The sequence below is a fragment of the Galbibacter sp. genome, assembly GCF_048266365.1.
Classification (GTDB): Bacteria; Bacteroidota; Bacteroidia; order Flavobacteriales; family Flavobacteriaceae; genus Galbibacter.
On record NZ_JBLWZP010000004.1, the window covers coordinates 293,182 to 309,824 of the forward strand.

The 16,643-nt window shown below is 39.4% G+C and carries 8 protein-coding genes and 1 riboswitch; of the genes, 7 read left to right on the forward strand and 1 reads right to left on the reverse strand.

Annotation, left to right across the window (positions count from 1 at the left end):
- Window positions 1-22: 22 nt before the first annotated feature.
- Window positions 23-1,150: a glycoside hydrolase family 43 protein gene (locus ACN0TV_RS08505; protein ID WP_417362021.1), complete on the reverse strand. Its 1,128-nt coding sequence runs from the start codon at window positions 1,148-1,150 to the stop codon at window positions 23-25.
- A gap of 289 nt (window positions 1,151-1,439) precedes the next feature.
- Between ACN0TV_RS08505 and ACN0TV_RS08510 the strand changes: the two genes are divergently transcribed.
- From ACN0TV_RS08510 to metE, 7 genes are all read left to right on the forward strand, one after another.
- The gene (locus ACN0TV_RS08510) at window positions 1,440-4,523 is read left to right on the forward strand and encodes a SusC/RagA family TonB-linked outer membrane protein (RefSeq protein ID WP_417362023.1); all 3,084 of its coding nucleotides are present in this window, start codon (window positions 1,440-1,442) and stop codon (window positions 4,521-4,523) included.
- 12 nt (window positions 4,524-4,535) lie between these two features.
- Entirely contained in the window at window positions 4,536-6,488 is a 1,953-nt protein-coding gene (locus tag ACN0TV_RS08515; RefSeq protein ID WP_417362025.1) for a RagB/SusD family nutrient uptake outer membrane protein, read from the forward strand.
- Window positions 6,489-6,726: 238 nt separating this feature from the next.
- Window positions 6,727-8,118, forward strand: a complete 1,392-nt coding sequence (locus tag ACN0TV_RS08520) for a M16 family metallopeptidase (protein ID WP_417362027.1) — start codon at window positions 6,727-6,729, stop codon at window positions 8,116-8,118.
- Entirely contained in the window at window positions 8,115-9,503 is a 1,389-nt protein-coding gene (locus ACN0TV_RS08525) for a M16 family metallopeptidase (protein WP_417362029.1), read from the forward strand. The genes ACN0TV_RS08520 and ACN0TV_RS08525 overlap by 4 nt, the downstream gene beginning before the upstream one ends.
- A 134-nt stretch (window positions 9,504-9,637) precedes the next feature.
- Window positions 9,638-10,564 carry a malate dehydrogenase gene (gene mdh / locus ACN0TV_RS08530; RefSeq protein WP_417362031.1) on the forward strand — a complete coding sequence of 309 codons (927 nt, stop codon included), beginning with the start codon at window positions 9,638-9,640 and terminating at the stop codon, window positions 10,562-10,564.
- A 157-nt stretch (window positions 10,565-10,721) separates the two neighbouring features.
- Window positions 10,722-13,703 (forward strand): protein translocase subunit SecDF, encoded by a 2,982-nt coding sequence (gene secDF / locus ACN0TV_RS08535; RefSeq protein WP_417362033.1) that lies wholly within the window; start codon window positions 10,722-10,724, stop codon window positions 13,701-13,703.
- 281 nt (window positions 13,704-13,984) lie between these two features.
- Window positions 13,985-14,165, forward strand: a riboswitch (cobalamin riboswitch).
- 140 nt (window positions 14,166-14,305) lie between these two features.
- Window positions 14,306-16,621: a 5-methyltetrahydropteroyltriglutamate--homocysteine S-methyltransferase gene (gene metE, locus ACN0TV_RS08540; RefSeq protein WP_417362035.1), complete on the forward strand. Its 2,316-nt coding sequence runs from the start codon at window positions 14,306-14,308 to the stop codon at window positions 16,619-16,621.
- The last annotated feature ends 22 nt before the right edge of the window (window positions 16,622-16,643 follow it).

Here is a 16,643-nt window from a genome sequence, read left to right on the forward strand (position 1 = left end):
ATTATTGGTTGTTTTGGTGGTCCTATGGTTGTTCTACCATAGCGTCAATGGTTATAATAGTTCCATCAGCGTTATATTCAATTGGAGCCATTTTCATACTTCTTAAGTATGTTTTACCTCCTGAAAGTGAACTGTCATGGAAGAATAAATACCATTGCCCATCAAATTCTGCAATAGAATGGTGGTTTGTCCAGCCTAATACTGGTTTAAGGATCACTCCCTGATAGGTGAATGGACCATAAGGAGAATCACCGATACCGTAAGCAATATTATGAGTGTCACCTGTGGAATAAGAGAAATAGTATTTTCCGTTATATTTGTGAACCCAAGCTGCTTCAAAGAATCGACGCTCGTTATCACCAGTTAATAAAGGTTTTCCTTCCTTATCAAGGATAATAACATCTTTTGGTTCCTCAGCCAAAGTAACCATATCATCACTTAACTTAGCGATTTTAGCCGTCAAAGCAGGTTGGTCATCCTCAGGATAAGTATCTGTTCCTTTGTAGGTTCCATTGTCCCAGCGTTGTAGTTGTCCACCCCAGATTCCTCCAAAATACATATAGTAGTCGTCCCCATCTTTAAAAACAGAAGGGTCAATACTATAGGTGTTAGCGATTGGTTTATCTAAAGCTTTGAATGGTCCCGAAGGTGTTGGGCCTGTTGCAACGCCTAATCTAAAAATATCAGAAGAGTCCTTTGCCGGAAAATAGAAATAATAGGTTCCGTCTTTCTCTGCAGCATCCGGAGCCCATAATTGTTTTTTAGCCCATTTAACATCAGCTAATTCCAGCACCTTTCCATGATCTTTAACTGGACCACCGAAACTATCCATGGAATACACATGGTAGTCGTTCATGTTGAAATGGTTTCCGAGATCATCCTCAGGCACTCCTGAATCCCAATCGTGAGAAGGGTAGATGTATATTTTGTTTTCAAATACATGAGCTGACGGATCTGCAGTATACAGATCAGATACAAGTACTGGGTATTTTTCGGTTTTTACTTCGGATGGAACACTGTCTACTGTTGTGCTTTGGGTAGTGGCTTGTTTTTTCGTGTTGGTGTTGCAGCTTACACAGAAGACAGTAAATGCCAGGGCGGCATAAAAAAGACTTGGGTGCTTACTGCTTAATAATGTTGATTTGTTCATGAATTCATTGAATTATTGGTTGTACTTTTATTGAATTATCCGCACGAATATATAAAAAAATAAAATCAATCGTTTTCTTAAATTGTTATAATTTTTAACATACTGAAAATAAGATGGTTATACCTTTTCAGTTTCCCAGGTTAGACTTTTTAAGTTCTGTATTTGTAAAATAATTGCGCAACCGATTGCGTTGATCGATTATTTATGTATATTTATCACATCAAATAAAATTTCGAATATTTTAACTAATAACGCATTAAACTAACTTATTCATTAAACATTCTATAAAATGACTGACCGATTTTTATTTAAAATTCATTATGAAAGGAGAAAACTTTTAGGTTCCCTCTTTTTCATGCTCTTTGTCTTTGGTAATGTGCTTTATGCACAAAACCAAAATGTTTCGGGTGTGGTTTCCGATCAATTTGGTCCTATGCCCGGTGTAACTGTAATTGTTTCTGGTACTGATAAGGGAACTACTACAGATTTTGACGGGAAATATTCACTTGATAATGTTTCACCAAACGCTGCGTTGGAGTTTAGCTATATCGGCTTCTCCGCCCAGAATATTAAAATTGACGGGAGATCCACCGTTAATGTGACTCTTGTTCAAGATACCCAGCAACTTGATGAAGTGGTGGTTGTGGGTTACGGTACCCAAAGACGGGAAGCGGTTACGGGTTCTGTAGCCTCGATCAAATCAGAAGCGATTCAAGAAGTCCCGGCGCCTAACATTTCTCAAGCCCTGCAGGGTAGAATTGCTGGAGTTGAAATGACTCAGACTTCCTCCAAGCCAGGAGCATCTATGCAAATTAGGATTCGTGGTACACGATCTTTAAATGCAAGTAATGATCCCTTGATCGTACTCAATGGAATTCCGTTTGCTGGGTCTATAGGTGATATAAATCCAAATGACATAGCGAGTATAGATATCTTGAAGGATGCTTCATCTTCTGCCATTTATGGTTCTCGTGGTGCGAATGGAGTTATCTTAATTACCACCAAAAAGGGCACTGCAGGACAGAAAGCTAAATTCACTTACAACGGCTACTCTGGAATCTCAACGTTGTTTTCGGAATTTCCAATGATGAACGGAGAGGAGTTTGTGAAACTTAGAGCTGCAGCGGGACAATATCAAAATACACTTGATGAGTCTGATGATATTTACACCGATTGGCAAGACCTTATCTTTCAAACCGGTTCGTTGACTAGCCATGATGTTGGGGTTACCGGTGGAACTGAGAGCGGAAGTTATAATTTTGGATTGGGATACTACAAAAATGAAGGTATTATTCCTTTACAGGAATATGAGCGCATTTCTATGCGTGCTAGTTTTGATCAAAACATCGGCTCTTTGCTAAGAGTGGGTCTTACAACAAATTCGAACTATGCTATTACTGATGGGAGTAGTGTTCCTGCAGTAGGTATGGCGCTTGCTCGTTCACCGATTGCAAATCCTTACAATCCGGATGGTAGTTTGAAAGAAACCATTCTAGAACAAACCTCTGGTGCACAATGGGTGCCAACTAATGATCGTTTTTATGCATTAGGAGACAGATATGTCAACCAAAACAGATCCTTTAGTTCTTATAACAGTTTGTTCGGGGAATTAAAGATTCCATTTATTGATGGATTAAAATATAGAATTAATGTAGGGCTTAACTATAGACAGAGTAATGATGGTAATTATACCGGAGAAGGTGTCTTTAATGGGAATCCAAACAATCCGTCTTCGGCCTCAGTAGCTAATTCACATACTACAAGCTGGACTGTAGAGAACGTACTAACCTATGATAAGACTATTGCGGACAAACACCATATTAATGTAACGGCATTATATTCTTCTCAAGAGGAACGTTACAACCGTTCTTATATGTCTGCTCAGGATATTCCAGCTGATCACTTTCAGTTTTACAATTTAGGAAGAGCTGAAGGAGAAATCAAAGTGGATCCAGGACAACAATGGTATTCTGTATGGGGCTTGATGTCCTATATGGGAAGGGTGATGTATTCTTATGATGATCGTTATATGTTGAGTGCTGCGTTCCGTTCCGATGGTTCATCTCGTTTAGCAGATGGTCAACAATGGCATTCATACCCTGCAGTATCGGCAGGATGGAATATTGGGAAAGAGTCCTTCTTAGAAAATAGCTCTGTGATCAATCAGTTAAAACTAAGAGTAGGCTATGGGCAAACTGCGAATCAGGCCATCGACCCTTATAAAACATTAGGACTTCTCAATACAAGGCCTTATAACTTTGGAGATCAATTTTCCACAGGATATTATGTTTCTGAATTGCCTAATTCTGAACTAGGTTGGGAGTATTCCGAGACGTGGAACTTCGGGCTTGACTTTTCACTTTTCAATCACAGACTCTCTGGTACTGTTGAATACTACATCCAAGATACAAAGGATGTACTATTAGGAGTAAACCTTCCTTCTACCTCTGGTGTTAATAGTTATACCGCTAACATAGGACAAACTCAAAACAAAGGGGTTGAGCTTTCTTTAAGTGGTTTAATCATAGATAATCCTGATGGATTTAGCTGGGAGGCAGGAATTAATGTTTATGCCAACAGAAATAAACTTGTCAAACTAGCTTCCGGGCAAGAACGTGATGAGTCTAACTGGTGGTTTGTAAATCATCCAATTAACGTAATCTACGATTACGAAAAAGTTGGACTATGGCAACAAGATGATCCGCATTTAGATATTTTGGAACCAGGAGGTAATCCGGGAATGATCAAAGTTAAATACACCGGGGATTACAATGCCGATGGAACTCCAGAGCGTGCTATTGGCCCAGATGATAGACAGATCATGAGTCTGGAGCCTGATTTCCAAGGTGGATTTAACACACGCTTTTCTTATAAAAACTTCGATCTTACTGCCGTTGGGGCATTTAAGAGTGGAGGTGTGTTAATCAGCTCACTTTACAGTTCTTCAGGTTACTTGAACACCTTAAATGGACGCGCCGGAAATAATGTACGTGTGGATTACTGGACTCCAGAGCATACGGATGCTAAATATCCTAAACCAGGTGGTGTTCAAAGTAGTGATAATCCAAAATACGGAAGTACCTTAGGATATTTTGATGCTTCTTATCTTAAAATCAGAACCTTATCCTTAGGATACAATTTTGATCAGGAATTCTTCTCTGATCTTGGACTTGAAAAGTTCAGACTGTACGTTACAGTTCAAAATCCACTAGTGATGTTCTCTCCGTATTACAATGAATCAGGTATGGATCCTGAAACCAACTCTTATGGTGATGAAAATGTAGCTGTAGGTGGACAGAGAAGGCTATTAATTATTGGGACCAATACTCCTGCAACAAGAAATTTCTTGGTAGGATTAAATCTAACATTTTAAAAAACTAGAAGCATGAAACGTATTTATAAAGCTAAATTTATAGGGGTAGGGCTGCTGTTGTTTTTAATAGCTTCCTGTTCTAAAGATATATTAGAAGAACAACCTAGGAGTATTTATGAGCCTGGGTATTTCCAGACTGAAAACGGAGTGTTAGGAGGTTTGACGGCCATGTATGCACATTTGCGTTACATCTATGGTCAAGCTTACTATTACAACTCCTGTTTGACAGGAACCGATGAGGCTACCTATGCACAGAGTGCTGACGGGAACTTTAAGGATATGGATCTTTCGGGTGTTGGGCAATTGACAGCCTCTACCAGTAGATCTGATGTGCTTTGGGGAACTGCATTTACCAATATCAATACCGCAAGCGGTATTATCGAGAATGCTGCGGCCGTTGGAACGATTTCTGATGCCCTAATCGCTGAGGCGAGATTTTTTAGAGCCTTCGATTATTTTTTGTTGGTACAAACTTTCGGGGGTGTGCCTCTGGATCTTGGTGGCGGTGAATTGAAATTCAATACTTCGACTGCCAGAACATCTGTTAGAAATACAGTTCCTGAGGTGTATACCAAAGCGATATTTCCAGATTTGATCACAGCCGTAAATGATCTCCCTGTTGATGGTCGTGTTACGGGAGGTGCAACTCAAACCCTTGCTCGACTTTATTTGGCTAAAGCCTACCTTACCTATGCATGGTGGTTGGAGAATCCAAATAATATTCCAACTTACCCGGAGGTGGCTAGAACAGATCCTGATGGGCATGATGCACAATGGTATTTCCAAAAGGCCTATGATGTGGCTATAGAAGGGATTCAAAATCCGGGAACATTTGGATTACAAGAAACTTATTATGATGTGAATTTGGCATCTAATGATAGAAATAACGAGATTTTACTTTATGCAGATCACACAGAGGATAGTGAACTCTATAACGGAGGAAGCTTGACCTATGGTAGTGGTGGAGCACCTGATAATTTTGCGGTTTGGATGATGACATGGAATTATACCAACTTAAAAAGTGCATTGGATGCTGCGTGGACAGATCAAGCGAGTTCTGTTCAAAGAGAGGCTGCTCAGGCATACGGACGTCCTTGGACTCGTATGTGTCCAACAATCAATGTTATTGAAGAGACCTTTGCTGATAAAGTTGATGATTCTAGATATGACGGAACTTTTGTAACCACCTATCGGGCGAATTGGCCTAAAGGTGGATTGGATGCAGAGTTCCTTTACGGTGCGAATTCGATTCCAGTTTATCCTGGAGATGCAGTCTTAACCTTCTTAGATGAAGAGCCTGCCGGTACTATCGACTATTCAAATTCTGAGTACAACAGTGGAATTGGTGCTGGTGTATTACCTGGAAGGGCAGATTTCGTAATCTCTCCTAGAGGGATCAGCAGATTTACCTATCCAGGACTTTGGAAATTGGGTAACTACAGAACTGATAACGGTGATGGTTTAGGTTCTCCAAATGCTGGTAGTACGAGACCTTTTAATGTTGCTAAATTCTCTGAATTTTACTTTGTTGCTGCTGAGGCAGCAGTTAAAGGTGCAGCGACCTCCGGCCAAACTGCCAGAGATTTAATCAACGTTATCAGAGCCAGAGCTGGTAAATGGCGTTGGGACAATAACGGTAATGAAGCAAAAGTTGAAGATCACAGTGCAGAAATGGTTAGTGAAACACCTGCTACTATTACTGTTGATTATATACTAGCAGAACGTTCTCGCGAGTACTATGGAGAAGGGTATCGTTGGTTTGATTTGGTGAGGACTCAAAAATGGCAACAACTTGCAGGTAGTTATGAAATCGCCGGTTCGGAGCTTGGAAATCACACCGCCGAAACCTTTACCAGAACCATTGAAGATTACCATTATTTACGTCCGGTTCCACAAGGTCAACTTGAAGGTATGGAGATGACGGATGCTGAAAAAGAATCGTATCAAAATCCAGGATACAGATAATAGTTAGTTTGTAATTAGAATTAGAAGAGAAAACAGTTGACTGTTTTTAATGTTAGTTTGCTTAAAAGAGGGTAGTTTTACTTACCCTCTTTTTGCTTTTCTCCCAAGGAGTTGTTTAGAAGCCTAAATCGATGCCTGGTAGGTTGCTTAGCGAATAAGTTGTAGATTTATTAGTAAGAGTGCATTGTTTTTGTAATTTAGTAAGAACCATCAACTCAAAACTTTAAAAATTTCTTTTATGAAACTACAACTTTTGTTTTTTCTGTGCCTGTTATGTCTGTCATGTAATGAGCAGCAATCCAGTGCCAAAGAGGAGAATTCTATAAGCGCCTATAAGGTGCCTGTAGAGTACTACAAACTTGACAATGGGCTCAAGGTTATCCTTTCAAGGGATACTACTGCCCCAACAGCTATTGTAGCTGTGTACTACAATATTGGCTTTAGAATAGAGCCGAAGGAACGGACGGGCTTTGCTCATTTATTTGAACACATGATGTTCCAAGGTTCTAAGAACCTCGGTAAAATGGAATTCATCAATTTAGTTCAAAAGAACGGGGGTGTTCTCAATGGATCCACCCGTTTTGATTTCACCAATTATTTTGAGATTGTACCAGCTCATAAGTTAGAGACCATGTTATGGGCAGAGGCTGATCGTATGAGAGGCTTGGATATTACTCAGGACAATCTCACCAATCAACAAGGGGTGGTCAAAAATGAAGTGAAGGTCAATGTCCTCAATCAACCCTATGGTGGATTTCCTTGGCTAGATATGCCGCAATACGCGAATGAAAATTGGTATAATGCCCATAATTTCTATGGAGATCTCGAAGATCTAGACTCTGCTAATTTGGAAGACGTTTCAGATTTCTTTAAAACCTACTATGCACCCAACAATGCTGCCTTGGCTGTAGTGGGTGATTTTTCATATGAAGAGGTGAAGCAGTGGGTTCAAAAATATTTCGGAGATATTCCCTCTGCGCAGCTCCCTCCCAGGCCTGAGATTGCCGAACCCATGCAGACTGAAGAAAAATCCTTTGTAAAGAATGATTCCTTGGCCAATAAGCCAGCAATCGCTGTAGCCTATAAGATGCCTGAGCGCAATACCCCTGAGTATTATGCAATGGGATTAATAGATCAGATCTTAGTACAAGGAGATAATTCATTGCTTCGACAAAAATTAGTTAACGATAAAGGATATACCTCCGGCGTTAGTGGGGGAATAAACTATTTGGGGAATATGTTTAATTACCAAGGCCCTATGCTTTGGATGTTTAACCTTACCTATGACAATGATACCTCCAAGGATGAGGTGATCGCTGCTGTGGATTCCGTGATTACAAACTTAAAGTCACAGATTACAAAAGAAAATCTAGAAGGAGCTTTAGTGAAAATGAGATCCAGTTTGTATGATGATCTCGGTGGATCCTTTGGCTTAGGAAGAGCAGATTTGCTGTGTAGCTTTGCTCTATTCGATGATGACCCAGGCAGGATAAATTCACTTGAGGACGAATTTAAAAAAGTCACTCCCGAGCTTATTCTTAGCACAATCGATTCTTATCTACGACCAACCAATAGAACCATATTGGTGGTTAACCCTTTGTTGGATAATTCTAAAAACAGCCAAAAATGAAAACACTAATCCTATATATAGTAACGCTCACTTTTATGTGGACACTTTCTGCACAGGAGAAACAACTTCCACCAGAAGGTGGCGAACCTCGGGCATTTAACTTGCCTGAAAAGCAAGTTGTCCACCTTGATAACGGTATGGAGCTTGTCATGGTGCCATATGGAGCTATTCCTAAGGCGACCATCAGTATTCAGGTGAAAACGGGTAATATTAACGAAAATGAGAACCAAGTATGGCTTTCTGACTTACTAGCGGATTTGATGGAGCAGGGGAGCCGTTCCATGGATGCTAGAGCAATTTCTGATACCATGGCGACCATGGGTGGAAATCTTAATATTTCTGTTAGCTCACACGCCACAACTTTAAACACCAGTGTGCTGTCAGAGTTTACGACTTCGGCAATAGGAGTAATGGCTGAGGTGCTCCGGTACCCTAAATGGCCTGAAGCCCAACTTGATCGTTTAAAAAACGATATGAAGCGATCTCTGGCAATCAGGTTGTCCAGACCCGGCGCGCAGGCTAGTCAAGCGTTTTATAAAGAAATATATCCAGATCACCCCTATGGTGATATTTATCCTAGCGATACGATGATCTCATCCTATACTATTGCTGACATTACGAAGTTTTATACGGATAATTTCGGTGCAAAGAGAACTGTGGTCTATGTGGTAGGAAAGCTTGATCCTGCCAAAGTAGAAGAGGCTTTTAGGGCTAATTTTGAATCCTGGGGATCGGGTCCAGAGGTTGCTTACCCCATTGCAGAACCACATACCCAGCAAATGGTTCAGATTATAGATCGTCCTAATGCGCCACAATCGACCATTATATATGGTCTGCCCACCATAGACCCTACCAATCCTGATTTCTTAGCTTTGAGTATAACCAACTCATTGCTGGGAGGATCGTTTGGATCTCGTATCACCAGTAATATCCGAGAGGATAAGGGGTATACTTATTCGCCATATAGTAATTTGCAAAGCAACTATAAAACTGGGGTATGGTATGAATCTGCTGATGTTACTTCTCAGTTTACAGGGGCATCACTTGAGGAAATAAAAAAAGAAATCATCCGACTCCAAGACTCAGTGCCAACAGAGGAGGAACTTAATGGGATTAAAAATTACGAAGCAGGGGTGTTTGTCTTGCAAAACTCCTCTCCTGGTGGAATTATAGGTCAATTGAGCTTTTTGGACATGCACGGTCTTCCAGAATCTTGGTTGGAAAGTAAAGTGGATCATATCATGTCCATTACGCCCGAGCAAGTTAGTGAGATGACAAAAAAGTATATCAGACCTGAAGATATGACTTTGATTATTGTAGGGGATAAAGAAAAAGTGAAAATGCAGGTGAAAGAAACCTTTGGAAATAATGTTATAAAGGATTGATTTCTAATTCACTTTTTTAAACTACACTGTTATAATTTCAAAGTATTTTATAGAATTTCAAAGCTACTGATTGTGCTAAAATTAGTAGCTTTGTGTTTTTAACATACAAGTCTAAATATAAATCTATAAAAAATATGAAAGTTACAGTTGTTGGTGCAGGATCGGTAGGTGCAAGCTGCGCCGAGTATATTGCTATTAAAGACTTTGCCTCAGAGGTGGTTTTACTGGATATTAAAGAAGGATATGCTGAAGGAAAAGCCATGGATTTAATGCAAACCGCATCTTTAAATGGTTTTGACACCAAGATTACAGGAGTTACCAAAGATTATTCTAAAACTGCAGATACTGATATTGCAGTGATTACTAGTGGTATTCCACGTAAACCAGGTATGACTCGCGAGGAGCTTATCGGAATTAATGCCGGAATTGTAAAAGAAGTAGCTAATAATTTGATCAATCATTCTCCAAATGTGATCATCATAGTGGTGAGTAACCCAATGGATACCATGACTTATTTGGTTCATAAAACAACTGGACTTCCAAAAAACAGAATTATTGGAATGGGTGGTGCTTTAGATAGTGCTCGTTTCAAATACAGATTGGCAGAGGCTTTAGGGGCTCCAATCTCAGATGTTGACGGTATGGTTATCGGTGGTCACAGTGATACAGGAATGATTCCTTTGACACGTTTGGCTACTCGTAATAGCTTACCGGTTCATAAAATTCTTTCTGAAGAGCGTCTTACTCAAGTAAGTGAAGACACTAAAGTTGGTGGTGCTACACTTACTAAGTTATTAGGAACTTCTGCTTGGTATGCGCCAGGAGCTGCAGTGTCTGGTTTGGTTCAGGCTATTGCTTGTGATCAGAAGAAAATGTTCCCATGTTCAACTCTTTTAGAAGGAGAGTATGGAATGACTGACATCAGTATAGGTGTACCAGTAATTCTAGGTAAAAACGGAATTGAAAGCATTGTTGAGATTGAATTGACTGAGGCCGAAAAAGCTAAAATGGAAGAAAGTGCTGCAGGTGTTCGTAAAACAAATGGTCTGTTAGAATTGTAGAAATTACCATTCTTTCATAATTTTAATAAAAAGTCCTACGAAGATTAAGCTTTCGTAGGATTTTTTGTGATCTAAATGTTCAAAAAAATAATTGTCAGTTCATATCGTAAACGCTATATTTGTCCGTTTTTATAATTGACCATTAAAATAAATCAGAATGCAGAATAAAGGACTTGTTAGGCTATTTGCCATTTTGTTCGCTCTTGTAAGTATTTATCAGTTGTCGTTTACCTTTGTTGCAAACAAGGTGGAAGGAGCAGCTGAGGAGTATGCTTTCAATAAAATCTCAGATCAAGAGGAGGACTACGTAGCGAAGCGTGAGGCCGTGGAATCTAGATACTTGGATTCACTTCAAAATCAAAAAGTATTTGATCTTGGTTTTACAGATTTTACATTAAAAGAAGTTAAAGAGAAGGAGCTCAACAAAGGTTTAGACCTTAAAGGAGGGATCAATGTAACACTTCAAGTTTCCGTTAAGGACATATTGAAAGGGTTGGCGAATGATTCAAAAGATCCGATCTTTAATAAAGCTCTAGATCAAGCAGACGAGGCTTCTAAAAATAGCCAGGATGATTATGTTGATTTATTTTTCCAAGAATTTACAAAATTAAGTAGCGGTACTACAAAGTTGGCCTCTCCTGATATTTTTGCCAATAAATTATTGAGTGATGATATCAATTTCCAAATGACCGATGCACAGGTTCAACCAGTGATTCGTAGAAAAATTGATGAATCCATTACTTCTGCCTTTGAGGTACTGCGTCAGCGTATCGATAAGTTCGGGGTTACCTCTCCCAACATCCAAAGACTTGGAACTTCAGGTCGTATTCTGGTTGAATTGCCAGGTGCTAAAGATGTGGATCGAGTTAAAAACCTTTTACAGAGTACTGCTCAATTGGAGTTTTGGGAAACATACAAGGCAGAGGAAGTTAACAGTTTCATGATCGCAGCCAACAACAAGCTGATTGATATTCTTGAGGTAAACGACACCACTGCTCAAGAGGAAGAGGAAACAACCTCTGAGATTGATTCCTTACTTTCAGATGCAATACAAGATTCAGTTGATATTGCAAGCCAAGTAAACCCATTGTACGACCTTATGGTTAGTGGTGGAATGCAAGGTTCTCCCATTATCGCGCGAGTCGCAATTAAAGATACCGCAAAATTCGACCAATATGTGAATATGCCGGAGATTCGCCAGTTATTGCCTGCGAATCTTCAATATGCAGTATTCGCATGGGGAGTGGCTCCTAAAGATTCACAAGTTCTAGAGTTATATGCTCTTAAAGGAAATCGTGAAAATCAGCCAAACATGAGTGGTGATGTCATTACTGATGCTCAGCAAACTTATGATATGGCTGGAAGACCTGCGGTTTCAATGCAAATGAATAACCGTGGAGCTAAAATCTGGGAAGAATTAACAGGAAAAGCTTTTAGAGAAGGTGGTAATATAGCCATTGTTCTTGATAATGTAGTCTACTCAGCACCTGGAGTTTCTTCAGGTCCTATTGGTGGTGGGAACTCTGAAATCTCAGGTGATTTCAGCCTTAACGAAGCAAATGACTTAGCGAATGTATTAAGGGCAGGTAAATTACCGGCCTCAGCGGATATTATTCAATCTGCCGTTGTTGGTCCTTCTTTAGGACAGGAAGCGATCGACAGCGGGATGTTCTCGTTCTTGGTTGCTATGATCTTAGTTCTTATTTGGATGATTACCTACTATGGAAGAGCAGGATTATTTGCCGATGTAGCCCTAGTTCTGAATATTGTATTAATATTCGGTATACTTGCAGGACTTGGTGCAGTATTAACCCTTCCCGGTATTGCGGGTATCGTACTTACCATTGGTATGTCGGTTGATGCGAACGTAATTATATTTGAACGTATTAAAGAAGAACTCCGTGCTGGAAAAGGGCAGGCTCAGGCCATTGCAGATGGTTTTGGAAATGCCTTATCATCAATTCTTGATGCGAATATAACTACAGGTTTAACAGCCATTGTATTGTTGATGTTTGGTTCAGGGCCTGTTCAAGGGTTTGCAACTACATTGATCATAGGTATTTTAACTTCATTATTTACTGCAATATTCGTTACGCGATTAATGATCGAACGTAACTACTCAAAAAGTAAAAAGAATTTCACATTTACTACATTTATTACAGAGAAGCTACCTAAAAATTTGAATATTAATTTCTTAGGAAAACGTAAGATCGCATATATAGTATCTAGTATTTTATTACTAGTTAGTATTGCAAGCTTGGCAACCAAAGGTCTTGAAGGAGGTGTTGATTTTGTGGGTGGTCGTTCGTATCAAGTACGATTTGTAGATCCAGTGAATCCAACACAAATTGGAGAAGAGTTAAGTGATGCCTTAGGTAGCACAGAGGTTAAAACTTTTGGTGATGCTAACCAGGTAAAAATCACTACCAAATATAAAGTTGATGTAGAAGGGTCTGAGGTAGATGATGAAATTCAAGAGATATTATATAATAACTTGGCTAAATATCTGCCGGAAGGTTTTACATACAGTGATTTCACTATCGGTGCAAATTCTTCACAAATCGGTATTTTGTCTGCTGTAAAAGTAGGGCCTACCATTGCTGATGATATTAAAAAAGATGCAGTTTGGGCAGTACTTGGATCTTTATTAGTTATATTCTTATATATCCTACTTAGATTCCGTAAATGGCAGTTCTCATTAGGTGCCGTTGCCGCACTTGTCCATGATGTCGTTATTGTACTTGGAATCTTCTCGCTGACATCACATTTGATGCCGTTTAGTATGGAAGTAGATCAGTCCTTTATCGCGGCTATTCTGACTGTTGTTGGTTATTCCATTAACGATACCGTGATTATATTTGATAGGATTCGTGAAGAAACTCAGAAGCGAGGCTGGAGAGGATCTGCTATTGTAAATAGTGCTCTCAACAGTACCATAAATAGATCTTTGAATACGTCGCTAACTACCTTAGTGGTGCTTATGGCAATCTTTATATTTGGAGGAGAATCTCTTCGTGGATTTATGTTTGCAATGATTGTGGGTATTACCGTTGGTACTTATTCTTCATTAATGATTGCTACTCCAATTATGTTCGATAGCACTAAAGATAAGGGTGAGGATAAAACTGTTGATGCATAATACAACAATTAATGGATGTGGTTGTTTTCAAATCGCATTTACATTCAAAACATAATAGAATATTATAAAAAAGGAACTGTCGATGAGGCAGTTCCTTTTTTTTTATAAGCACGATCGTTCATGTTTTAAGTATGCATACTACTTTTTTAATGCCGTTGGAATAGGTTTAGAACTAACTTTTCCTAACAAATCTTTGTGTTGACTGCCTATTATTTATACCCTAGAATGCTCGTTCAGATAAATATATTACGTAGTTTTACCTCAATAATAAGTTCTTTACATAGGAATCAGTCTAGTAAGGTTTGGGTTAAACCAACTAAGAGGGAATTGTGTGAAAATCACAAGCTGTCGCGCAACTGTAAGTAACCAAAAGAGTTTTTACAATATCACCCACTGTCCATGGATGGGAAGGGCGTAAAAATGTTACAAGTCAGGAGACCTACCACTACTAAAATGATAATGCTTTCGCGATTTGAAGCTGTGTCAAGTATTGATGGTAAACGCCTTAATCTAAAGGTGTGTTTTACTATTGGTATATGTTTTAAATCAGTCAGCATCTATGTTTTGAATCAAGATATGTTTAACTGATTTAATTCACACAAATGATTACACACAATCTAGGGTATCCGCGTATTGGTACCAAGAGAGCATTGAAGTTTGCTTTGGAGGATTATTGGTCTGGGAAAATTTCCGCCGACAACTTGCTTCAACAGGCCAAAGAACTCCGAAAAGAGCATTGGTTAGTGCAACAACAAAATGGGATTCAGCTCATTCCCACCAACGACTTTTCTTTATATGACCAAGTTTTGGACCTTAGTTTCACACTTGGTGCTATTCCGGAGCGATATACTGAAAAGTATAGTTTAAAAAATCGAGATCTGGATCTTTACTTCGCTATGGCGAGGGGCGTCCAACAGCAGGAGGTTGATATTATCGCTATGGAAATGACTAAGTGGTTCGATACTAACTATCATTATATCGTACCTGAATTTCATAAAGCACAATGCTTTGAGTTACATTCAGATAAAATACTATCTGAACTTAAGGAGGCTTTAGACTTAGGAATTACCCCGAAGCCGGTACTTATCGGTCCAATCTCATATTTGCTTCTAGGTAAAGAAAAACAATCTGACTTTGATCGATTGGATCTGCTTGAACAACTTCTACCAGTATACATTGAACTGTTGCAAAAAATTAAAGAGGCTGGTGCAGAGTGGGTTCAAATTGATGAACCATTTTTGGTCATGGATGTTGCAGAAGACTTAAAGAATCTTTATTTAGAGGTATTCGGTAAAATTGCCAAGGAGATTCCTGATTTAAAGCTAATCTTAGCGACTTATTTTGGAGATCTGGGCGTTAGTGCTTCATGGGTTGCCAAACTGCCTGTAGACACTTTGCACATTGATTTGGTTCGTGGTAGAGACGGCTTCGATCAAGTATTAGGATCCTTGGGTAAGAAAATCAATCTTTCACTAGGGATTGTTGATGGACGAAACGTCTGGAAGAATGATTATGAGGATTCTCTACAACTTATAGTAAAAGCAATTGATGTTCTTGGAGTTTCCAGAGTGAAATTGGCACCTTCCTGTTCTCTGTTGCACGTGCCTTTCGACTTAGACCATGAAAATCAAACGACAAGTCTACCGAGTGAAGTTAAAAGCTGGTTGGCCTTTGCCAAACAAAAAATAAAGGAAGTGGTACAACTTTGCGAACTAGCAGCAGCTCAGTCTGAAGACTTAAGTGTTTTGCATCAGAATAAAGCGGTAATGGAGTGTAAAAAGCATTCTAAGTTAATCCATAAACAAGATGTGAAATTAGCGGTTGACAGTATTTCTGCAACCGATGATGTTCGTACTAGCGAATTTGAAAGGCGGCAACAGCTGCAAAAGCAGCATCTGAAACTTCCATTATTTCCAACCACTACAATTGGTTCATTTCCACAGACCTCTGAAATTCGTTCCTTACGTTCTAAGTTTAAAAAGGCAAGTATAAGCCAGCAAGAGTATGATTTAAAAATTAGTCAGGTAATTAAGCAGGCCATTCTCTGGCAAGAACAAATAGGTTTGGACGTCCTAGTTCATGGCGAATTTGAGCGTAATGATATGGTGGAGTATTTCGGTGAACAATTGGCAGGATTTGCTTTTACCAAATTCGGATGGGTTCAAAGTTACGGTTCCAGAGCGGTTAAGCCTCCCATAATCTATGGCGATGTACAGCGACCACATCCAATGACTGTGAAATGGACAGCTTATGCTCAAAGTCTTACAGGGCTTCCAGTAAAGGGTATGTTGACTGGCCCTGTTACTATTTTACAGTGGTCTTTTGTGCGTAATGATCAATCCCGTGAAACAACCACTAACCAAATCGCATTGGCTATTAGTGAGGAAGTGCAGGATTTAGAAAAAGCCGGAATTAAAATTATTCAAATTGATGAGCCTGCCATTCGTGAAGGCTTACCGCTTCGAAAAGGTGATTGGGAGTCGTATTTAGACTGGGCGATAAAAGCCTTTAGAATAAGTGCTTCCAAAGTGAGTGATAGCACACAGATACACACCCATATGTGTTATTCAGAATTTAACGATATCATTAAGCACATTGCAGCCATGGATGCTGATGTTATAACCATAGAAACTTCTCGCTCTCAAATGGAGTTACTAGAGGCCTTTGTTGATTTTAAATATCCAAACGAAATTGGCCCCGGCGTTTATGATATACATTCCCCCAGGGTACCAACACAACTAGAAATGACAAGTCTGCTTGAGACCGCGGCTAGTTTAATACCTCATGATAATTTATGGGTTAATCCTGATTGTGGTTTGAAAACCAGAGGTTGGGAGGAAACAAAAAGTGCCTTAATAAAAATGGTGAATTCAGCGAAGGCGCTTCGTGAGAATTATCAAATTACTGTTGTTAATTAATGCCATGAGTTGAAGCATAAAA